This window comes from Proteiniborus sp. MB09-C3, assembly GCF_030263895.1.
In the GTDB taxonomy this organism is placed as follows: domain Bacteria; phylum Bacillota; class Clostridia; order Tissierellales; family Proteiniboraceae; genus Proteiniborus.
Genome location: NZ_CP127161.1, coordinates 1,360,372 through 1,382,544, shown reverse-complemented (window position 1 = coordinate 1,382,544; position 22,173 = coordinate 1,360,372). Strand labels below are relative to the sequence as shown.

General features: G+C 30.4%; 21 protein-coding genes and 4 pseudogenes. 3 read left to right on the top strand and 22 right to left on the bottom strand.

Annotated features, from left to right (window positions below; all coding sequences use genetic code 11):
- Positions 1 to 7: 7 nt before the first annotated feature.
- From QO263_RS06675 to QO263_RS06665, 3 genes are all read right to left on the bottom strand, one after another.
- Positions 8 to 166: a hypothetical protein gene (locus QO263_RS06675; protein ID WP_285627918.1), complete on the bottom strand. Its 159-nt coding sequence runs from the start codon at positions 164 to 166 to the stop codon at positions 8 to 10.
- Between the two features lie 274 nt (positions 167 to 440).
- Positions 441 to 1,193: a hypothetical protein gene (locus QO263_RS06670; RefSeq protein ID WP_285627916.1), complete on the bottom strand. Its 753-nt coding sequence runs from the start codon at positions 1,191 to 1,193 to the stop codon at positions 441 to 443.
- 172 nt (positions 1,194 to 1,365) lie between these two features.
- Positions 1,366 to 1,887 carry a GNAT family N-acetyltransferase gene (locus QO263_RS06665; RefSeq protein WP_285627914.1) on the bottom strand — a complete coding sequence of 174 codons (522 nt, stop codon included), beginning with the start codon at positions 1,885 to 1,887 and terminating at the stop codon, positions 1,366 to 1,368.
- Between the two features lie 459 nt (positions 1,888 to 2,346).
- Between QO263_RS06665 and QO263_RS06660 the strand changes: the two genes are divergently transcribed.
- Positions 2,347 to 3,237 (top strand): MBL fold metallo-hydrolase, encoded by an 891-nt coding sequence (locus QO263_RS06660; protein ID WP_285627912.1) that lies wholly within the window; start codon positions 2,347 to 2,349, stop codon positions 3,235 to 3,237.
- A 53-nt stretch (positions 3,238 to 3,290) separates the two neighbouring features.
- Here the strand turns inward: QO263_RS06660 and QO263_RS06655 are convergent.
- From QO263_RS06655 to QO263_RS06580, 16 genes and pseudogenes are all read right to left on the bottom strand, one after another.
- Positions 3,291 to 3,491: pseudogene (locus tag QO263_RS06655) on the bottom strand (IS4-like element ISAme1 family transposase); the annotation flags it as partial.
- Positions 3,492 to 3,650: 159 nt separating this feature from the next.
- Positions 3,651 to 4,013 (bottom strand): annotated as a pseudogene (locus QO263_RS06650) (HEPN domain-containing protein); the annotation flags it as partial.
- A 28-nt stretch (positions 4,014 to 4,041) separates the two neighbouring features.
- The gene (locus tag QO263_RS06645; protein WP_285627910.1) at positions 4,042 to 4,401 is read right to left on the bottom strand and encodes a nucleotidyltransferase domain-containing protein; all 360 of its coding nucleotides are present in this window, start codon (positions 4,399 to 4,401) and stop codon (positions 4,042 to 4,044) included.
- 419 nt (positions 4,402 to 4,820) lie between these two features.
- A complete protein-coding gene (locus QO263_RS06640; protein ID WP_285627908.1) occupies positions 4,821 to 5,129 on the bottom strand; it encodes a nucleotidyltransferase family protein in 309 nt (102 codons plus the stop codon).
- Positions 5,087 to 5,497: a HEPN domain-containing protein gene (locus tag QO263_RS06635; RefSeq protein WP_285627906.1), complete on the bottom strand. Its 411-nt coding sequence runs from the start codon at positions 5,495 to 5,497 to the stop codon at positions 5,087 to 5,089. Before QO263_RS06635 ends, QO263_RS06640 begins: the two co-directional genes overlap by 43 nt.
- Positions 5,498 to 5,726: 229 nt before the next feature.
- A complete protein-coding gene (locus QO263_RS06630) occupies positions 5,727 to 6,224 on the bottom strand; it encodes a molybdopterin-dependent oxidoreductase (protein WP_285627904.1) in 498 nt (165 codons plus the stop codon).
- The gene (locus QO263_RS06625; RefSeq protein ID WP_285627902.1) at positions 6,206 to 6,379 is read right to left on the bottom strand and encodes a hypothetical protein; all 174 of its coding nucleotides are present in this window, start codon (positions 6,377 to 6,379) and stop codon (positions 6,206 to 6,208) included. Before QO263_RS06625 ends, QO263_RS06630 begins: the two co-directional genes overlap by 19 nt.
- Before the next feature lie 133 nt (positions 6,380 to 6,512).
- Positions 6,513 to 6,746 carry a hypothetical protein gene (locus QO263_RS06620; protein ID WP_285627900.1) on the bottom strand — a complete coding sequence of 78 codons (234 nt, stop codon included), beginning with the start codon at positions 6,744 to 6,746 and terminating at the stop codon, positions 6,513 to 6,515.
- Positions 6,747 to 6,836: 90 nt separating this feature from the next.
- On the bottom strand, positions 6,837 to 7,037 hold the full coding sequence (locus QO263_RS06615; protein WP_285627898.1) for a helix-turn-helix domain-containing protein: 201 nt from the start codon (positions 7,035 to 7,037) through the stop codon (positions 6,837 to 6,839).
- A 51-nt stretch (positions 7,038 to 7,088) separates the two neighbouring features.
- A complete protein-coding gene (locus QO263_RS06610) occupies positions 7,089 to 7,742 on the bottom strand; it encodes a hypothetical protein (protein ID WP_285627896.1) in 654 nt (217 codons plus the stop codon).
- Between the two features lie 233 nt (positions 7,743 to 7,975).
- Entirely contained in the window at positions 7,976 to 8,206 is a 231-nt protein-coding gene (locus QO263_RS06605) for a GNAT family N-acetyltransferase (protein ID WP_285627894.1), read from the bottom strand.
- 312 nt (positions 8,207 to 8,518) lie between these two features.
- Complete coding sequence (locus QO263_RS06600) at positions 8,519 to 8,797, bottom strand: PqqD family protein (protein ID WP_285627892.1); 279 nt, start codon at positions 8,795 to 8,797, stop codon at positions 8,519 to 8,521.
- Positions 8,798 to 8,800: 3 nt separating this feature from the next.
- Positions 8,801 to 10,552: an ABC transporter ATP-binding protein gene (locus QO263_RS06595; RefSeq protein WP_285627891.1), complete on the bottom strand. Its 1,752-nt coding sequence runs from the start codon at positions 10,550 to 10,552 to the stop codon at positions 8,801 to 8,803.
- 245 nt (positions 10,553 to 10,797) lie between these two features.
- Entirely contained in the window at positions 10,798 to 11,580 is a 783-nt protein-coding gene (locus QO263_RS06590) for a hypothetical protein (protein ID WP_285627889.1), read from the bottom strand.
- The gene (locus QO263_RS06585; protein ID WP_285627887.1) at positions 11,564 to 12,316 is read right to left on the bottom strand and encodes an ABC-2 family transporter protein; all 753 of its coding nucleotides are present in this window, start codon (positions 12,314 to 12,316) and stop codon (positions 11,564 to 11,566) included. The genes QO263_RS06590 and QO263_RS06585 overlap by 17 nt, the downstream gene beginning before the upstream one ends.
- The gene (locus tag QO263_RS06580) at positions 12,300 to 13,202 is read right to left on the bottom strand and encodes an ABC transporter ATP-binding protein (RefSeq protein ID WP_285627885.1); all 903 of its coding nucleotides are present in this window, start codon (positions 13,200 to 13,202) and stop codon (positions 12,300 to 12,302) included. The genes QO263_RS06585 and QO263_RS06580 overlap by 17 nt, the downstream gene beginning before the upstream one ends.
- Before the next feature lie 614 nt (positions 13,203 to 13,816).
- Here QO263_RS06580 and QO263_RS06575 point away from each other — a divergent pair.
- Positions 13,817 to 14,748 (top strand): annotated as a pseudogene (locus tag QO263_RS06575) (IS982 family transposase).
- Between the two features lie 823 nt (positions 14,749 to 15,571).
- Here the strand turns inward: QO263_RS06575 and QO263_RS06570 are convergent.
- Both QO263_RS06570 and QO263_RS06565 read right to left on the bottom strand, forming a co-directional pair.
- Positions 15,572 to 16,804 (bottom strand): radical SAM protein, encoded by a 1,233-nt coding sequence (locus tag QO263_RS06570; protein WP_285627883.1) that lies wholly within the window; start codon positions 16,802 to 16,804, stop codon positions 15,572 to 15,574.
- A gap of 189 nt (positions 16,805 to 16,993) precedes the next feature.
- A pseudogene (locus QO263_RS06565) lies at positions 16,994 to 17,272 on the bottom strand (IS3 family transposase); the annotation flags it as partial.
- Positions 17,273 to 17,612: 340 nt separating this feature from the next.
- Here QO263_RS06565 and QO263_RS06560 point away from each other — a divergent pair.
- Positions 17,613 to 18,518, top strand: a complete 906-nt coding sequence (locus QO263_RS06560; protein WP_285627881.1) for a helix-turn-helix domain-containing protein — start codon at positions 17,613 to 17,615, stop codon at positions 18,516 to 18,518.
- 68 nt (positions 18,519 to 18,586) lie between these two features.
- Here QO263_RS06560 and QO263_RS06555 read toward each other — a convergent pair whose 3' ends face one another.
- Positions 18,587 to 22,165, bottom strand: coding sequence for a molybdopterin-dependent oxidoreductase (locus tag QO263_RS06555; RefSeq protein WP_285627878.1), 3,579 nt, complete (start codon positions 22,163 to 22,165; stop codon positions 18,587 to 18,589).
- Between the last annotated feature and the right edge of the window lie 8 nt (positions 22,166 to 22,173).

Here is a 22,173-nt window from a genome sequence, read left to right as displayed (position 1 = left end):
AGGTAATTTAATAGTGAGTAGCTATAACATAATCATTTCCCCATTCGTAGTTTTCATAGTCAATGCCTATAGATGGAGCATATCCTTCTATCTTCTTATTAACTACGACTTTAACGGAACCAATATCATATACATTATCGTCGTCTTTAGGCTCATCCTGAGCCAAGTCAAATATTACTCCTGATCAGCTCTTTCTATATGGGAAAATTCTTACGGTTCTTCCACCGAATTCTTGCTCTAACTGCTCCTTTGCTTTATTTGATATATCAAATCGCATTTTTATCACCTCTTAATAATTATTCCCAATGAACAAAATGAATACACAAATAAAAAAACAGCATTTTATTGAAAAAATGATGATAAAATGGATTTAATATCATTTAAGATGTTTATTTTCCACATACATAGTGTATCTTATTAGCCGCCTGCCAACTCCCTATCTATATGTTTTCTTTAGAATCTATAAGTTCAAAATTATTATCTTTAAATTCATATATATCTATGTATTCTTGGTAATTTACATATTCTCCTGAACTATTGGTTGTAAGATTAATATAAGTGTACTCTAATTTATTGCCAATTAAGTCAATTTTACCAATAACTTTATATATTATGTCTGTATCATTTTTACTATGTATCATATATTTATTTTCTGACCATACCATTTCAAATATTGAATCATCATAAGTATAGATTAGATATTCACTGCCAAAAACACCAGTTCCTATTCCACTGGACTTAGTTTCCATGACTATAAACCTATTATCCGAGGGTAAAAAATATTGTTCAATATTAGTTCCTCTAAATAAAATCTCATATTGATTATTATTGGTATTAAATATTATAAAATTTTCTTCCTCTACTTCTGAGTTCCTATCTAAAATCGCTATCTCATAGTCAGCATCCTCATCTAATTGTAAAAAGTGTACACTGGTCATATCTAAATTGTCTAGCCATTTTAAGTCATCATCTTTGTACTGTTCTCTGATTGATGCTATTAAATTATTTTCATTTAGTTTATTCTGCTCAGAATTTAAAGTTGTTTCTCTACTAATTAATTTATTTCTTTCTCCATGCAATATAGTTAATAGCATTATACAAATTAAAATGTAGTTTCTAGCTTTTGAGGTTGATTTAAAGCAAAAATACAGAAACATAAGAAATAGACTTAGTATTATAAAAATATCTATCATATGCTTTCTCTCCTTGTTAATTCTCTCATTATGATTATTTCCTATAAACAAAATCTTCCATGATGTCTTATTTTTTACTTTAGAAGATTTTATTATATTATATTCTCAGACATTCATTTACTATTTAATAAGATCTATTACTTCCCTTATTTAAAATTCTCAATACTCTTCTTTAATTATTATCCATTATTATTCCTTTAGCCTTTTTATATATTTGAAGCCCATTGAATGCAATTTTCTCCGTATTCACATAACCACAATTCTCCCAAAATATTTTTGCTGGATTATAAACAGTAACGTAAAAACTGTCAGCCCCTTTTTCCAACATTTGTTCCTCAGCATATTGCACAATATTTTTTCCAATGCCTTTATTTCTGTAATCTTTGGCTAAGCCTATTTCGAGAATGGTGCCATACCCTGGAATCACACTATAATCATTACGCTCTTCATCAATCATCCAGATAATAAATCCAACTATTTTCTGATCTGCATAAATTAATCTGCCTTGAGTTTTATTTTCGATTATCATATTTAAAAGTATTGATTTTCCTAATCCAGATTCTGCTATAATGGAACTCTTTCCGTATTTTAATTTAAAGCTGCTATTTTGTTCTATGTTTTTTATACCATTATTATTTTCCTTTCTGATACTACAGTTGTTCAATAAAGTACAATTTTTCTGATGGTTTAGCAAATACCATTTCCTTATTGTTCCTTCTCACCTTGTGTCCTGCTTGGCTCTCTTTTCTAGCTTCTCTCGCCGTTTTCTCATCTCAGTAAGATTCTATCATATTATGGAAAATAATCAATATAAATGCAAAGTTAGTTGCTTTGACCCCTAAAAATTATACAATATAGAGACTTGGCTATATATATACTTAATATAAGTAGGTTATGTAATTGAAAAAAAGTATGGAGGATGCACTTCACAGCTGCAATCTCTAATTTTTATAGCATACCAATTTCTCCTCCTTACATACATTTAGACTAACCTAGCTTTTAAAAAATTGTAAATTGTTTTAAAATAATAGTTAAGCTGAATTGTTATACTAATCTAATGTGAAATGGCCAGCAAGAAAATTGATGCTTTGCATGAGAAACAAATTTAATTTAAAATATAAAATGTAAATCAATAAGACAAGGAGCTGAAATAATGGAACTCATAAAGCTAAAGGGCAATACTTATTATATTCCAAGCAACACAAACATAGGAGTATTCACATATAAGAATAAAAACTGCTTGCTTGTAGACGCGGGAATTAATAATACAATAGCAAGGAAAATAGAAGAAGTCTTAAAATTTAATGGACTTCATCCAAAATATATAATCAACACCCACAATCACCTTGATCATTGTGGAGGAAATATATACCTTACTGAAGCTTATCCAGGATGTATCACTTATACTTCGGAAAAGGAAAAGCTCTACATGGAAAATACTGAACTCCAACCGACTAATCTTTTTGGGGCGCTTCCTCCAAAAGGGGTTAATAAAGCAAAGTCTATAAAGGTTAATGACATTCTTCAATACGGGATAAACAAAATTAACGATGAGAAAATTGAAATAGTCTCATTAAAGGGTCATTCAATAGAGCAAATTGGAGTCATCACTCCTGACAAGGTATGCTTTCTCGGTGACAGCATTTTTAGTACATATATTCTTGGAAAATACTCAATTCCATACCTATACAGCATCGAAGATTCATTGAATACTCTAGGATATATCAAGGAAATAAGTGCAGATATTTTTGTAGTGGCTCATTCTGAGTCAATATATTCAAAAGAGGAAATCGTGAATTTAGCAGATGAAAACATTGCGGCAATAAATGAACTACTTGAAGAATGCAAGACAATACTAGAACAGCCTCAAACAAGGGAGGACTTGCTTCAAAACATAATGATTCTTAATGAAATCCCAGACCCAGAGTATGTTCAATATCTTCTATATCTTTCTTCTATATCTGCCTTTATAGCTTACCTATATGAAAGAGGATATATTGAAAACTATATTGAAAACGGAAAGCTATATTATTTTGTAAAATAAATTTTTTCACATTAAATAATTTCTGAAGTGTATTACTTAGGTTCGTTAGGAAAAGCTGTTTTTACAGAAATAACTTTATTCATAATTTGGTGCATGATATATTTAAACATTTCCTGTAAAAGAAAAGAAGATTTTTCTAACCTTTTATAGATTGCTTCTTTGGAAATTGTTAAACCCAACTGATATTCTTCGCATTTGGATGCCACTTGACTAAGCGATGGATGTGGTATATTTAGTAAACCTATGGAATATATTCAAAATCAGAAGTTAGTGTAATGTTAATTTAAGGTGGTATCTAACCACCTTAAATTAATGCCCCTTCATCCTCCGAGATAAACAACGGAGGTTTTCGGGCAAGTTCTATAAATTGTTTCTACTGATATGTAGTATGCTAATGACCTCTGTAGCTTATCTTATAATATTGAAAGTTCTCTAAGATATTTTTCTACAGTCATAATAAAAATTTCTGCATTTTGCAATTGCTCTTCGACTTCATCTCGACTAACAATGTAAAAATCATCATAATCACTTTTATTGCGTGTCTTAAATGCCTGCTGTACAATAGTAGATAGGCTATTATCAAATTCTTTAGTCTTTATATAGTATTGATTAAAATAAGCAATTACACCAGAGTGTTTTTTAGAATCAAAGCCACTTAGCGCATTGACAGCTCGCATTGCATGAAAAATAGCATAATATGATCTGTTTAACGAACCCTTTAAATAATTATCTCTATAATTCACTTTTGAATTTTCTAAGTCTTCTTTTGCTCTTCCAAACCTGTATTTTGCTAATTATTTAAGTTCATTGCTCATACACTACTACCCCTTCATTAACTACATTTTGATAAAAAGGAATGACATTTTTATACTGTGAAAACTTTTTCTCACTAATGAGTATTGGTGCTAAAACTGTGTTATACTCTAGGTTTATATCAACCTCAACTACTGCCATTTCTTTATTGTATTTACTTATTTTCTTTTCATCTTCATCTACTAAAATTAAAATATCTATGTCAGACTCTAGACCAAAATCACCTCTAGCATAAGAGCCAAAAATAACGACCTTTTTTAATTTATCTTCCAATATTGGCTTTATTTTTTCAACATACTTTTTTGTTAAAGAGAACACTTCTTGTTGTGTTATTTGAGAAGGATTAAACATAATATCACTCCCTGAATAATATAAACAATAATATTTATCTATTTATTATACTTTTTGACCTTTAGACCTTTATAATTTGATTATATAGTAACAGGTATTTTAAAACAAGATATCCACTTAATTTAGATATACTAAGTTACTGCATTAATGGCAGTTCTTATTGAATATATAAACTTAATTCATAAAAATATAAGGAGAGGAGTTAGGAAAAAACAGTCAAGACGAAAATTATCGCTTTGACTGGCTTTCATTTATAATTATATTAACTCTTTCTCCCTAAGAAACTCAATAAATTGATTTCTTAGATTATTTGTATTTGCTTTTTCTATGAATAGCTCTCCATCTGATACTGTTTGTAGTCTTGCTTCTTTGTCTTTAAAGTTGAAATCTTATATTTAAGCACATTGCTTCCCTTTATCTTATCTTGAAAATAGTACCTGTCCATAACTTAATATATGATTTAAAAAACCACTTCTATCGCTGTTCTTTTCTATTAATATTGGCTCTATATTAGAATCTATATTTCTTCTAATTTTATATAGTCGTGCTTCTTTTTCTAAAAAACTTCCTTTTACCTCATCAACTATTATTGCTATATCAATATCACTATTTTCATTATTAGTACCCTTTGCATACGATCCATATAAAACAATTTTTTCTGGGTTATATTCAGGTATTACAGATTCTACGAATCTGTTGATTCTTTCAGAAATTTCTCTGTTATCCATTTATATAACACCTCCGTATGTTCTAATATATCCGTACAACGATCCTCATTAAGCTCATTCATAAGCTTCTCTTTGTGACTTGGGTACCTAGCCTCTATATTTAGGGGCTCCAGAATATCAATTAAGTCCTTCATCTCTTCTGGTATATCGTCATAGAATTCACCATTTTGTGCTAACCTCATTAGGCTATGAATAAATGGAGGATTTTCAGATTTAAGCAATACGTAATAGGCTTTAAAAGCTTTTTCTATAGTTTGATGCAACATAAATCCGACATATAAATATCTCTTTGCTCTAAGCATCGCTATAGCTGTTTGATAATCATATTCAGCCATCTCAAGCCAATAAGTGTAATTATTATATTCCATTTAAATACACTCCCAGTTCTTTGTATATTTACCTATATTATATACTATATTATGGCTTGTTTACACTACTTTTCGAATTTAATTATTGAACAACCTTCTTCAGCAACAGATATTTACCTATTAAAAGTAAAAATTACTGATTTTATAGTTTTATATATCCTATATATCTTGTAATAATAAAAAGGTTAGTTAAAGCAGCATTATATACCTTAACCAACCTTATTTATGACTAGATTAACTCTTTCTCCCTAAGAAACTCAATAAACTGATTTCTTAGGTAATTTGTGTTTGCTTTTTCTATAAATAGTTCTCCATCTGATACTGTTTGTAGCCTTGCTTTTTTATCTTCGAAGTTGAATCCTTCTGTGTATAGTACATTGCTTCCATTTACTGGCCAGAAGGTTGTGCTGTTATCACAGATATTAGCTCTGAAGTAATTCTTTCTTACTGTAGTTAACTCTGCAAATATATCTTTTGCGCTAGTGTAGTCTAGGTTAGTTCCAAGTACTCTTGCAAGCTCTACTATTACCTTCCAGTTTTCATATCCACTCATTGGAATAATAGCTTTGTTTATTCTTTGAATTCTTCTTTCTGAGCTTGTAAATGTTCCCTCAGATTCTGCAAAGCCTACTGCTGGAATAACCACGTCTGCCATCTTAGCTGTTTCTGTTAGGTGAGTGTCTTGCACCATCAGGAAGTCTAGCTTCTTTAGCTCTGCCTGTGGCATGATACTGGTAAGCCTTTTATTGTTTCATTTTCTTTGGCTTTTGCTACTTCATTTGAATCTTTATCGATGCCCATATCAACTAAGCCTTGACTGTTTTTTAGTCTTAGTTGAATAACTTCATTTCTTGGACTTCTTATATATTCATGGCAAATCAAGAACTAGCTTTGCTTTGGTGTAACTGTTCTTGTGTTGATGTAAACCGAAGAACAATAATCACCTTAGTCATCCTTGATTACACTTAATTTCACATCCAGAAAAGTAACTAATTGGTTTCATGCCCATATTTCATTATGTACTAGTGGTCATATTCTCCAATATTTTTTTGCAATTTTCTAGAACTTGTTTTTTATAGGAATATGCTAATTGTTTACTTATACCTATTTCTCTAGCAGAGTCAGTCAATGATTTATTTTCAATTATATTCTTATAAATTAATAGCTTTTTATTTTTTGGAAGCTTTTTTAAATAGCTAATTAGATGCCTTTCTAATATTCCTTCTAAGCTATTATCCGTATTATACATAAAAATGTCCCCCCTTAATAAAAAAAGAGGCTTATTATATAAAAAGTAAAAATTTTCACATCTTTTATTGTAAAATTTTAAATAATAAATTTACACTATATCTAGATACTTAAATTTTTTTATCGCAATCAACGTAATTTCTAGTAAATCTGAATATAAGTCTTCATAAAAAATACCATTAATTGTACTATACTTGATTATTAAAGGTTTATATCTGTCTATGAAAAATATAGCATTAGCAATATCTTTTTTTGCTAACATAATCTTTTCTATCAGATGTTCATTTCTCATATCTATAACTCCTTTATTGTATATCCACCAGCTATATAAATAGTATCTTTATTATTTTCTTCCTATAGAATCTAGAAATTCAAAATTATTATTTTTAAAAACATATATATCTATATATTCTTGGTAATTTATATATTCTCCTGAACTATTGGTTGTAAGATTAATATAAGTATACTCTAATTTATTGCCAACTAAGTCAATTTTACCAATAACTTTATCTATTATGTCTGTATCATTTTTACTATGTATCATATATTTATTTCCTGACCATACCATTTCAAATATTGAATCATCATAAGTATAGATTAGATATTCACTACCAAAAACACCAGTTCCTATTCCACTGAGCTTAGTTTCCATAACTATAAACCTGCTATTCAAAGGTACAAAATATTGTTCAATATTAGCTCCTCTAAATAAAATATCATATTGATTATTATTAGTCTCAAATATTATAAAATTTTCTTCCTCAACTTCTGCATTCCTATCTAAGATCGCTATTTCATAATCAACATCCTCATCTAATTGTAAAAAATGTACATTAGTCATATCTAAACCGTCCAGCCATTTTAAGCCAACATCTTTGTGCTGTTCTCTGATTGATGCTATTAAATTATTTCCATTTAACTTATTCTGCTCGGAATTTGAAATTGTTTCTCTACTAATTAATTTATTTCTTTCTCCATGTACTATAGTTAATAGCATTATAAAAATTAAAATATAGCTCCTAGCTTTTGAGGTTGATTTAAAGCAAAAATACAAAAACATAAGAAATAGATGTTTATTTCCTATAAATAAAATCTCCTACGGTTTATCTTGTTTTTTTACTGTGGAAGATTTTATTATATTCTCAGACATTCATTTACTATTTAACAAGATTTATTACTTTCCTTATTTAAAATTCTTGAAACTCTTCTTTAATTATTATCCATTATTATTCATTTAGCCTTTTTATATATTTGAAGCCCATTGAATGCAATTTTCTCCGTATTCACATAACCACAATTCTCCCAAAATATTTTTGCTGGATTATAAACAGTGACATAAAAACTGTCAGCCCCTTTTTCCAACATTTCTTTTTCGGCATATTGCACAATGTTTTTTCCAATGGTGATAGAATCTAATGCAGATGTATATTCATCTAATATTAAGATTTCGCTATCCTTCATTAATTCCCAAATAATACATAACCTTTGTTTTTCTCCAAAGTAATAATGTATTTTATCTTTTAAAACATCTATGACCTTATGCGAATCTTTTGCACAAGCTGAGCTTAAAAATACAATAATAAAGAAATGTAAGCGTATATTATAATAGTGCTATAAAGTAGAAAAATGCCAGTTTAAGCAATATCTTATCGCTTTAGCTAGCATTTTAACTCATTTACCCCTTAAACTCTATACATATAACTGACTATCTATCCATTGCTATTAATCTTGTCTATGTTGGTGGCCTCACTACAAAATAGTCTATCTTAAAACTTAAACAACATCAGCTATGCCTGCTTCAACTAAATTATTGATAAATTCTATAGCGTCTTTCTCAATAGTATCTATACTTGTGTCTTTTGTTTTAGAATGTATGCTAGACACTATTTCATCAATGCTTACTTTATCTCTTAATAATGTAATTATCAATTGTCCAATTGAATTAAGAACTATTATATCATTTGATTCATATTCATTACGTTGAGATAAAACAAATTGACCATTTAAATCCATAATATCATATTTAAAATTTAGGGTATATTTCTTACTCATGAACTAATCCTCCTCAAATGTAACTTGTTTAGTAAACAGATCGAAATACCTTCCCCCTGTTTTCATAAGCTCGCTATGAGTTCCGTTTTCAACTATAGCTCCCTGTTCAAGTACAAATATATGATCTACATTAACTATTGTAGTTAGTCTATGAGCTATCATAATGATTGTTTTGTCTTTTGAAAGCTTCAATAGTTCATTATGAATCCCTAGCTGTGTGATTGAATCTAATGCAGATGTATATTCATCTAATATTAATATTTCACTATCCTTCATTAATTCGCGAATAATACATAACCTTTGTTTTTCTCCGCCTGAGATTTTACTAGAACTTTCATTAAGCTTGGTATCTATGCCATTAGGTAATTTAGATATGAATTCAGTTAATCCAAAGACATCTATATAATAATCTAGTTTGTCATGGGTTTCTTTATTATTTTTACATTTACAATAGTACAATAAATTTTCTCTAATTGTTCTATTAAATAAAAAAGCTTGCTGATCTACATAGCTAAAATGCTTTCTTAAACTAATGGCATCGATATCATTGATATCAATCCCATTAATTATAATATTTCCTGACGATGCAGCAAAAAACTTAAGCAATAAATTTATAATTGATGATTTTCCTGAACCACTATGTCCAACAAATGCAATAGATCTACCTTTGTTTATATCGAGATTAATATTTTTTAGTACATTAACATTATCAATATAGCACAGATCTACATTTCTAAATGAAATTGAATCAATTTCTCCTTCAATAGTTGACATCTTTGTACCTTCAATATCATTTTCCGTAGGGTACTGCAGTATCTCAAATAGTCTTTCTGCAGATGCTTTCCCAATTTTGTAGAGTGGGATAAGATTTGTTGCAGGTATAGAAGCTTTCCAAAGCCTATTATAATATAACATTATTGATGTTACTAAGCCTGCTGTCATTTCTCCTTTGAATATGTAGTATGAACTTACAATTACTATTATGGGAATACCTATATCTTTTAAGAAGCTTGTACTAGAGTTTCTTAAAAGATTTGCATGATCTCTTTTTGCCAACGCTTCAAAATACCTATCTTGGTATTCCTTGAATCTTGTTGTCTCTTGTTCTATATTATCCTGAAGCTTTATAAGCTTAACCCCTTGATATACATTAGCAAGCTCTTTTTTTATGACGGCAAGACTTTCATTATGCTCCTTATATAGTCTAGTGAGAGGAAAAGAAAATGTGATTAGCAGATCTAGGGCTATCAAAAGAATTGAAATAATGCCCAATAAAATGTTATATCTAAACATTAATATTGCTATAACAATAAACTCAATAATACTAAGGACACCCTCTATTAAATTGTTTACCATCAGCCCTTGAATACCAAAGGCATCGTCAATCTGTCTTGATACTATATAAGTTGGGGAATTATCTTGAAAATAACCTATAGGCAATTTTAATACATGTCTAAATACATCCTCTATAATAGAAGATAATATACCATTTCTATATTTTATACTTGTATATTTGTAAGAGAGCTCAACAAGCATCCTGATAATAAATGCTATGCTCCAAAACAATGCATATCTTAATAATAAATGAACTTCATGGGAATATACAGCTGTATCTATCAAGTCTTGTGCAATTCGTGGCTCAATTATCCCAAAAACAACTCTAAAAATACACATGAAGATAAATAATGGTATAAACCATTTTCTTTTTAGCATAAATGAATATATATATTTAATTGCAGCATTAGCACTCTTCATTATTATTTTCCTTTCTGATACTACAGTTGTTCAATAAAGTACAATTTTTCTGATGGTTTAGCAAATACCATTTCCTTATTGTTCCTTCTCATCATTACATGGTAATATCCTATTTAGCTCTTTCTTCTAGCTTCTCTTGCCGTTTTTTCATCTCAACAAAATTCTATCATATTATGGAACTAATTCAATATAAATGCAAGAATCTCCATTATCACAATATTGGGATAACCCATTTTAAAATTCTGTTACGAGAAATTTTCAACATTTTCCTTTATCCAGGCTTTGTATAGAGTGTTGAAAAACAGACCAAGGACAATAGCCCATACAAGCTGAATTCCAATTGTTGAAATTGAATAATGTCCTACAAAAATTTCCGCAGGTGTATTGAAAATGTAGGGAATAGGAGTATATTCAATCATATTTGCAAGGGTTTTTGGCATCATCGAAATTGGGAGGACTTTTCCCCCAAACACCAAAAGAACCATATATATGACATCTCTAAATCTTGTAATGTCTATAAAATATCTAGTGAAACAACCAATTATTCCTTGAATGAAAAACAAAATTGAAAAGCCAATAAATGATGATACTAATACGAGCATAAGATCAAGAATAAAAATTTCTTTAAATATAATATATCGAAGAATTCCCATGAATACGATGTTTATCGCAAGTACAAAGATAGTTTTCCCAGTTTTCTGAAAATACCTGTATTTTACATATGATACAGGCTTTGTTTCAAACAGAGAAACTATTCCGTCTTTTATGTCAGTCATGAGCTCATATGCAAAATACATTGCTTCTTCAACAGATATGAATATGAAATTAATTGACACGTAGTAAATAACGACCTCGCGCCAGTCTACGGAGGCACTGTGTAGAAACGAACTGAAAAAAAGAAAATATATCAAGCTTTGAACTATCAACTGCAAAGTCATTGAAAAATAATCAATTTTAAAAAGTCTTTCCTCTTTAAGCCTTACATACATTGCGACTACATAAGGGTTATTCCTAATTTTTTGAATCATAGAATTTAAGCCCCTCCTTCCACAAAAATGCAGTAATAAAATAGCTTGCAATCAGTGAGATAAAAAGGAAGATATAGATTTTATGCGAAACTTTGCCGTAAATTTCAAGCGTTGGTACAGTCGCAACAAATGATACAGGAATGACTGCCGTAAAAATCCTTCTCAAAGTCTTTCCAAAAAAATCTGTCGGATAGTTCACCATCATCTTGTATGATTCAAGAATGCCCTTTATCCTGTCTACTTTGCCAAATTTAAATGTTAATAGTGAAAATGCAAGTCCTAAAAACTCAATAGTAATCATTGCGAGAGCTACTGTCAAAATTGCAAGTGGAATTTTTGCCATATATTCGCATGGCGTAAATTTAAAAAGCACAAACAATCCACCCAAAAATCCAATGAAAACTCTCAAAAAATTTGCACGTTCAAGATATATCAAAAGCATTGGCGGATATGGCTTTAAAAGATAACTATCTAAATCTCCACTTATAATTAAGTTTCCAATAAAACCAGAACCTACAAAAAGATTCGAAACAGCACCAGAGATTATGGCACACCCAATGAATACAGGATATATTTCACTCCAAACGGGATCGTCTGAAAAAGCTGACATTGCAGCCCAGAAAAGCACTATTGACACAAAGTCAAATAAGGTATCCAACACCACAAAAAAGCCATTTATTTTCACCACAAAATTTTTTTTAAAGGACGCTTTCACAGCACTAATTATAGTATTCATATACAAGCTCCTCCAATCCCGATTGAGAAAACTTTATGGTGTTGGCATCTGCAAAACATGCACTTTGATTGTTTCGCACAGTCGGTAAATCAGAGTTTTCAATTAAATACCTATTCATATTATCAACATTAGGGAGACGTTTTGCTTTAACACCTGACTCTAAAAATTCACCATCTGTTTCAACTACAGTATGTGAGCTTGTGAAATATTCAAGCTCCGATTTTGAAATCTGGAAAATCTTTTTTCCCTCTTTTAATACAATCATATCATCACACAGTCTGCCAGCAGAGTTGACATCATGCGTTGCGATTAAAACCGTCTTTTGTTGAATGTCTGAAAGATTTCTCAACATAATGTTAAATTTTCGTTTCCCCTCTATGTCTAAGCCATTCGTAGGCTCGTCAAGAATAATCAATGACGGATTATGAATAAGTACATTCAAAATTTCACACCTCAGGCGTTGCCCTACGGAAAGCGTATTTGCAGGCTGATTCAAATATTTCCCACAATCAAGAATTTCTGAATATTCGTGCAATGCTTTTTCAAACTCTCTATTGTTGACCTTATAAATAGCCTTTGTCATTTTAAGAGAATCTATTACTGGCAATAGTTCAAAAAAAGAGCTTTTGCCAGTCATGTACACTCCAAATTTCGCCAAATCATCATTAGAAAAAATTTCTGGGTCTCTCCTAAAAACAGAAATTTTTCCAGAATCTCTTTTTATAATTCCTGTCAAAAGCTTAATGAATGTCGATTTTCCAGCGCCATTCGGTCCTAAAATTCCTAAAATTTTTCCATACTTAAGCGTGAGCGTAAAATTCGAAAGTGCAGACTTTCCAGTCCGTTTATATGTTTTCGATACATTCTCAAAATTCACAATTTCCATTTCTTCACCTCTAAAAAGAATTTATAATTTATTTTAAAAATATAAATTGTAATAAGCCTTAAAACTAAGCAATATAAGCCATAATAATTCTATATTATTATGTAAGCTAGAATAATAGTATTTCAACTTATTAGAAAATGTACATGGTTGTCCATTATTCAATCTGCAGTTATTAAAAAAATTCCTTTTTCTATTTGATTTTGCAATTGCTTAGTAAAATACTATTATTCTAAAGTTTTAGCAAAAAACTATCTTTTTATTGTTACCTCTCATTATTATACTCTGTCTCACTTTCTTTCCATACAGGTTTTATCATGCTCTCACCTCAATAAAATTTTATCACATTATTAAAAACAATCAATATAGAGTCAAAATAACCATCTTTATTGAATTTCCCAGCCCAAGTATTCTCATTTGTTTACAATATATCAAAAAAGGATTTGTAAAAGTGCCTCTAAACTAAGTAAATTTTATACCTGGAAGAATAGTAGAAGCATTATACAGACTATACTTAAGTTAACCTGTTGTTCTAGTAAAACTTACTAATAAAAAAAGCTCTGACAATTATGTTAACCTATCATTGATAACCACAACGAATGATAGGAGGATAACATATGCCAGAGCTATATAAATATTCTATCAAAGAAATAGAAAAGTTAAAAGATTTTTTCTTGGTAACCTATGTAATTATTGATGACCTATACCAAGAAATTACTCCAGAATACATTAAATTCCGTAAAAATTCCAAGTATTCAATTTTATCTGATAGCGAAATCATCACCATTAGTATTGTGGGTGAATTGCTATCTATAGATTCTGAGAAAGCTTGGTTTAACTTTTGCAAAAATAATCTATCTGATCTATTTCCTAGACTTTGCGATAGAACTAGATTTAATCGAACACGTAGAAATCTACATTCCATCATAGACGAAATTAGAAAAAAGTTTTCTTCTAAACTCGGCTACACTGATGATTCTCATAGAATAATTGATAGCATACCTATACCAGTTTGTAAATTTGGTAAAGCTGTATTTCATAAAGCTTTTAGGGGCATAGCCACTTATGGCAAATGTCCATCTAAAAAAGAAATTTATCTTGGCTTTAAAGCTCATACGCTATCCACCTTAGATGGATATATTACAGACTTTGTTTTAACTAATGCTAGTAATGATGATCGTAGTACTTCTAACTACAACTCTTTAACCATTATAGGGGACGGGATAAAGGTTATGTAGGTGAAAAACTAGCTTTAGAGCTAAAGCAAGAAAAAGAAATAGACTTAATTTCTATGAAAAGGAATAAAAGTAAAATTCAATTTCCAAAGTCCTTTAGGCAGCTAATTTTTAAAGCTACAAGAAGGGTAGAGACTTCATTTTCCCAATTAACTGAACAGCTTAATATAAATAAAGTTAAAGCTAAGTCCCTATGGGGCTTAATAACAAGATTACGAACTAAAATTTTAGGTCACAATATTTGCTACATTATCAATAAATACCTAAATAAGGATATTAACTTAGCAAATATTAAAGATTTAGTATTTGGATAAATAATCCACATGCAATCGATTCTAATTTCCTAAAATAAGTCTAACTAAATGGGTTACCATACTTTTCTTGTTTGTTGTTGCTTTTATATAGCACAACAAGTTAAGTTATATTCGACAAATCTCTACTCTAAAAAACGATGCTGAAAAGCAAGGAGCTTGTGAGTAATAGTTTGAGGTTTTAAAAAACTTAGTTTATGGAAAAATTGATCATATATTTTTTGAAGATAAATTTATGATTCATGATTACCAAGCTATTCAAAAAACATGGTTTTAAAAGATAACAGCAAGTTATCCCTACATACGGCAAACACGAGGAAGTAAAACTTCTAGGTATTTTTCTTAATTACCAAACAGACTATGTCTAAAAAAATATGATACTATTATATTTTAAAACTTATTAAAAAATATTTTAGAAATATACTACAAAGGAAAGATTGTGATAATATTAGACAATGCTCTAAAAGCCAAAATGACTATAAAGAATTTCACAAAGTTTATTAATCAAAACCTAATTATATTATAGATTGTCTTTATGTTTAATTTAAAATTCTTTATTGCAAAATAAAGAAAATAAGAAAAAGATTAAACATTTTTGCTTAATACTTTTTCCTATTGTCCTTGCAAACATAAAAAATAAAACACTAGTTTGTCGTATGTTTGTCGCTATGAGATCCCTGACAATTTCCACAATCGCACGGTCTTACTGGCTTTTTGTTTCTAATAACCATGATTTCAATCCTCCTTTCTAAGTCATAGCAAATACTGAAACATAGTACTATTTCAAACATATTAGCAAAGTTTAAGATATATTGCTATGTATATTTTACATATTCACAAAGCAATCTGATTTACCAGATTTAAAAGCTTTTACATAAGATTTTATGAACAAATCAATATCATACTTAGTTTGAAATTCACAAGTATTCCTACATAAGATATGGCCACCACATAAAACTATATCTTTGCAATTTTTACAATCATCTTCTAATAGGGGATCATAATTCTTATATTCAGAATATATTTCATTCAACTTTTGAGGATTATTTGCAATAACGTCTATGTTGGTTTTAGATTTATCATGAAACATAGAATCGCATAAAGTAACAGCACCATCGCTAAAAACCTTACAAGAATAAGGTTGGTAGGCGTAACATAGCTTTAATCCAGAGCTAAGAGAAAATGCTATTGGATAATTGCATTTAATCATGGCTTCAATAGCCTTTGTTGATTTCCATTTTATATATTCGTCATTAGTTAACTGATTTCTAAAGCCTTTATTATACTCGTAATTATCAGTATTCATAGCCTCAACTGTTGTACATATAGGTAATTTTTTTCTTAGGGAACTCAAAAAAGATGAAAATTCATACATGTTTTTATGATTAACATTATAACGAATATTTATTGAATTTGTTTTTTTTGGAAGAATAGATAATAAGTTGCGAACTATAGTATCAAACTCTCCACGATTTAAATTATGATCTTCTTTATTTGTCAAAGAAATGGACACATTCAAATTATCCATAGTGGTAAAAATATCTGAAAATGGAATAGTTCCATTTGTGTCTATATGAACTGACAACACTATTCCTTTATCTTCAGCAAGATATTTAAAACGATCATAAATATAACTCAACTTTGTTTTATGGATTAATGGTTCTCCTCCTATAAAAGATAAAGAAATTTCTTTGAAATTTGGATGTAATTCTAATACTTTCTTAGCATATATTAATATTTTTTCAATAGTGTCCCTTTCAATTTCAGTCCTGCTACGTTCATTTGATTGGTAACAATACTTGCATTTTAAATTGCATATAGTTGACATCTCTATTCCAATACTAAAAAAATCAGTTTCTGTATTCAGAACAATTTCAGTATCATTTAACATATCACATTCTTTCAAATTGAGATATAAATCGCAGTTTAAGCTACTTACTTCATTGTCACTAATAATTTTCATATCAGAAGACGACAGCAATATTAGTGTTCCATTAGCCTTATTAAATAAGACATATTCATCATTAATTGGTATGATTTCAACATATTGTGACAACATACTATCACCTCACTTATTACCTTTTTTTAGCGTTAATCATGATTTATAATGCCTTTAATCCTGTACTTCAGACAAGAATGTTCTTCTATCACTCAAAATGTTTCTATTATCAAAAAAATTACTGTTCTCTTTATGTCGCACCACCAAATATTATATATAAAAAGGCGAGACTGGATTATCAACCCTAAACTAGACGGATTTTTTAAGATTCTGTAATTTATACTCTCTAGGACTTAAATAATCTAATGTCCCATGAATTCTAATATTATTAAACCAATTAACATAATCTGCTAGCATGAACTCTAATTGCTCCAAGTTCTCAAAATGATAGTTATTAGCAAATTCAGTTTTGAATATCTTAAAATTAGATTCAGCTACAGCATTATCGTAGGGACACCCCTTCATACTTAAAGAAGATTTGATTTTAAAAGTATCTAGGACTTCATCTATTATTTTATTTTTATATTCAAATTTCATTAATTACGCTCATCTTTGTTTTGCAAGATTTTTAAAGATTTTTTAATACTTTCTAATAATTATAATATGGCTACAAAAATAACATACTCATTCTATTTATCGAATTATTATAATTAACATTGAGATTATTACTAATCTATTTTTCATTTCCTATAAACTTTTCTATTTATATTATTGTTTTTTATGTATACATATAGTAAGCTTCTTTACATCCTCTGTTACATATTATAATATATAGTAAATATTGTTTTTTCAACCTACTTTAAAGTCGTATTTTTGAACTTAGATTTGGTACATTATTTGCATATAATTTTTTAGGAGAGTGATCGGTTTGTATCATTATAATCTTAATTTGTTTGGTAAAGAATTAAGAAGGATAAGAAAACAATTTAAGCTTACCCTAAGAGATGTTTCAGAATTATCTGGTGTAAATTGCGATACTTTAGGGAGGATTGAAAGTGGAAAAGTAATCCCAAAGTATGAAACCTTAGAATTCCTTTCTCCAATATATAAACAAGACATAAATACTCTATTCTTAAAATATAGAATAAATAATTATTCTATCTTCTATGATATACAAGCAAAACTGGAAGCCAAAATTGATAGAGATGAATTCAATACCTTAGATATTGAAGTTAAAGCGTTAGAAAAGTTGCCTAAATTTATAATCGGTAGATTTTATAAAAATTATATTGAACAAATGATACTGCTTGCTAAGGCAATTATTTTATATAAAAATAAACATGAAAATGATGATGCTTTAAACAAGTTAACTGAAGCTATGAAATTAACCAATCCTAGCTTTATTTTAGATGACTATAATTCCTTTATATATTCTCCTATGGAAATAAGAATACTAATGAACATGGCCTTAGTATTAAACAGACTAGATAACAGTGAAAAACATCTAGAAATAATGGAATTTTGCATAGATACTATCAAACCTAAGAATGAGATATACCCAAAAATCTGTCATAACTTGTCCAGTGCCTATATGAAAAATAAAAATTATAAAAAAACACTGGAATTATCTCTTGATGGCATTAAGGCTTGCCAAAGATATAGAAATTATTATAGACTAAGCCTTCTTTATTATGACAAGGGGATTGCTGAATATGAGCTAAATAAAAATGAATATATTCAATCGCTTAAAACATCTTTAACCTTATGTGATGCTTTTGGACAAGCTGAGCTTAAGAATACAATAATAAAGAAATGTAAGAATATATTAGAATAATGCTGTAAACTATAAAAAAGCTAGCTAAAACGATAAAACCTCTCGCCTTAGCTAGCTTACATATATGACTATATTAACTCTTTCTCCTTAAGAAACTCAATAAATTGATTTCTTAGATTATTTGTGTTTGCTTTTTCTATGAATAGTTCTCCATCTGACACTGTTTGTAGTCTTGCTTTTTTATCTTCGAAGTTGAAGCCTTCTGTGTATAGTACATTGCTTCCATTTACTGGCCAGAAGGTTGTGCTGTTATCACAGATATTAGCTTTGAAGTAATTCTTTCTTACTGTAGTTAGCTCTGCGAATATATCTTTTGCACTAGTGTAGCCTAGGTTAGATCCAAGTACTCTTGCAAGCTCTACTATTACCTTCCAGTTTTCATATCCACTCATTGGGATAATAGCTTTGTTTATTCTTTGAATTCTTCTTTCTGAGCTTGTAAATGTACCTTCAGATTCTGCAAAGCTTACTGCTGGAATAACCACGTCTGCCATCTTAGCTGTTTCTGTTAGGTGAGTGTCTTGCACCATTAGGAGGTCTAGTTTCTTTAGTTCTGCCTGTGGTATGTCTTCACCAAATACTAGTAGTCCTTTTACAGCTCCATTTTCTATTGCTTTTGCTACTTCATTTGAATCCTTATCGATACCCATATCAACTAAGCCTTGGCTGTTGTTGTTTAGCTTAAGCTGAATGATTCCACTTCTTGGACTGCCTATATGTCCAGAGATTACAGCTATATTTGCAAGCATCCTTGCACCAGCTGAGCTTAATGTGTTTTGTTCAAATACTATCATAGCCTTCTTTGATTTTCCGTAAATCTCAGCTATTTCTATTGCTACTTCACTAGGTGTTATGCCTGCTAAATCAGCTTTTAACTCTTCAAAACCATAAGCTTTAGTTTCTAATGGTGCAAATCCTTTGTCTATAAGAGCCTTTGCAATTTCCTTTAGGAATTTCACATTATTTGCTGGATTATATTTTCTATATGCCCATTCATCAGCTTGTGATTCAAAAGGATTTACCACCAATAGCTTAGCTCCTTGTTGGGCTGCCTTTTTAATCTTTAATCCAACTATTGTGTGATGCTGCATGACGTCTGAACCAACTAATAAAATTGTCTCTGTTGATAGCAGTTCATCAAAAGTATTTGATGATGCATCATATCCTAGTATATCTTTAATACCATGGCTAACCCTATTAAAGCTAGTTACATTATTTGTTTTTAATACTTCTTTACCAAACTTAGATGCTAAATATATTTCTTCGTTTGTATATCTATCTGAAACTGAAACCGCAAGTGAGCTATTTCCATGCAGCATAGCTACACTTTGAGCTTTTTTAGATGTATAAAGGAATGCTTCTTCCCATGATACTTCCTCAAGCTTGCCGTCTTTCTTAACCATTGGCTTAGTAAGTCTAGCACCTTTTTGTGCTATATCAAATCCGAAACGTCCTTTTACGCATAGAAGTCCATCATCTACTTTGCTTTCTCTTATAGGCTTAGCCTTAGTCAACATATCTCCCTTTGTGTTTAGATTGATGTTACATCCAACACTACATCCTGAACATACTGTATGTGTCACTTTTGCATCAACAGGAACTGACTTTTCTATGCCTAATCTCTCACCAAGTGCTCCTGTAGGACATACGCTTATACATTGTCCACATGATATACATCCAGTTTTGTTAAGTGGCAAATCAAGAGCTGGTTTTACTATGGTGTCAAAGCCTCTATTTACAAGGCCTATAGCTGTAATTCCCATTACTTCGTCGCATACTCTTGTGCAAAGTCCGCAAAGTATACATTTATCAGGATTTCTCATGATGAATGGATGAGTATCCTCTTCTTGACGTTTGTGTACTTCTCCGCTTAATCTTTCTGGTTGTACATCATATTCATTTGCATAGTGAATTAGTTTACATTCAAATACATCATGACATCCACATTCCAGACATCTCTTAGCATCTCTTCTGGCAGCCTCTTCATCAAATCCCTTCATTACTTCGTTGAAGTTATCCTTCCTTTCAGCTGCTGAAAGATGTGACATAGGTGATCTATATTGTTTCTCTCTTTCTTTAAAGTCTTCAGGAGTTAAATCGTGTCTTTCAACATAATATGGCTTCTTATAAGGAATCATCTCTCCTTCAAGATAGCTTGATATTACTTCTGCGGCTCTCTTAGCTTCTCCTATAGCTGCTATAGCTATACTTGGACCTTTATTTGTAGCATCTCCACCTGCAAATACTCCTGGAAGATTTGTTAAAAACGAATTTTCATCTGCAAGTATAGTACCTTTTTTAGTTAGTTCCATGCCTTCAAGACCACTGGCATCTACATATTGTCCTATGGCACCTATTACAGTATCTACTTCTAATATTTCTTCTTCTCCCTTTATTGGAATAGGTCTCCTTCTTCCACTGCTATCAGGTTCTCCAAGCTCCATTTTTTGAAGTCTGATGCTTTTTACTTTGTCATCCTCACCTATGATTTCTATTGGACTTACTAAAAATTTGAATGTTACTCCTTCTTCTTCTGCCTCTTTGATTTCGATTTCTTCAGCAGGCATTTCTTCTTTTGTTCTACGATATATATTGTAAACTTCCTTTGCTCCAAGTCTTACTGCTGTTCTACAAGCGTCCATTGCTGTATTTCCTCCGCCTACTACAGCAACTCTTTCTCCTAGTAATACTGGCTCATTTGTCACAACCTTGGCTAAGAAGTCTATACCACCAATAGAACCCTCTAGCTCTTCTCCAGGACAATTTAGCTTAGTGCTTTTCCAAGCTCCTATAGATACAAATACCGCATCGTTGTTTTCTCTGATATGATCAAGAGTAATATCTTTACCTACTCTAATGTTTGTAATCATCTTAACGCCCATTTGTTCAATAAGCTGAATTTCTTTATCCAATATTTCTTTTGGCAGACGATATTGAGGAATTCCGTATCTAAGCATACCGCCAAGCTTTGGCATAGCCTCATATATAGTTACATCGTGTCCATCTGCTGCTAAATAATATGCTGCTGAAAGCCCTCCAGGTCCTCCTCCTATGATTCCAACTTTTTTCCCTGATGAAGGCTTCATATCTGGCATATATGATTCCTTATCCTTTAAATCAATATCTGCAACAAAGAATTTTAGGTTTGCTATAGATATAGGTTCTTCAACTAATTGTCTTCTACAAGCATCTTCGCAAGGATGTGGACATACTCTTCCTATACTAGCTGGCAATGGAAGTTGCTCTTTAATAAGCTTCAATGCTTCCTTATACTGCCCATTTGCTATAAGTCCTACATATCCCTGACAATCAGTATTGCCCGGGCAAGCCATCATACATGGTGCTTTACAGTCTCCAACGTGGTCAGAAAGCAGAAGCTCTAATGCTATTTTTCTAGAAGCTTTGACTTTTTCAGTTTTTGTCTGAACAACCATTCCATTTGCTGCTTCTGTAGCACAAGCTCTTAAAAGCTTAGGAATTCCCTCAACCTCAACTACACAGAGTCCGCAGGCTCCATAAGTCTTTGTTCTCTCATCATGGCACAAAGTAGGTATTTCAATGTCATTTGCTCTTGCAATCTCAAGTACTGTCTGACCTTTACGTCCAATTACTTCTTTTCCGTTTATATTAAGTCTTATTTCTGACATTAGTTTTC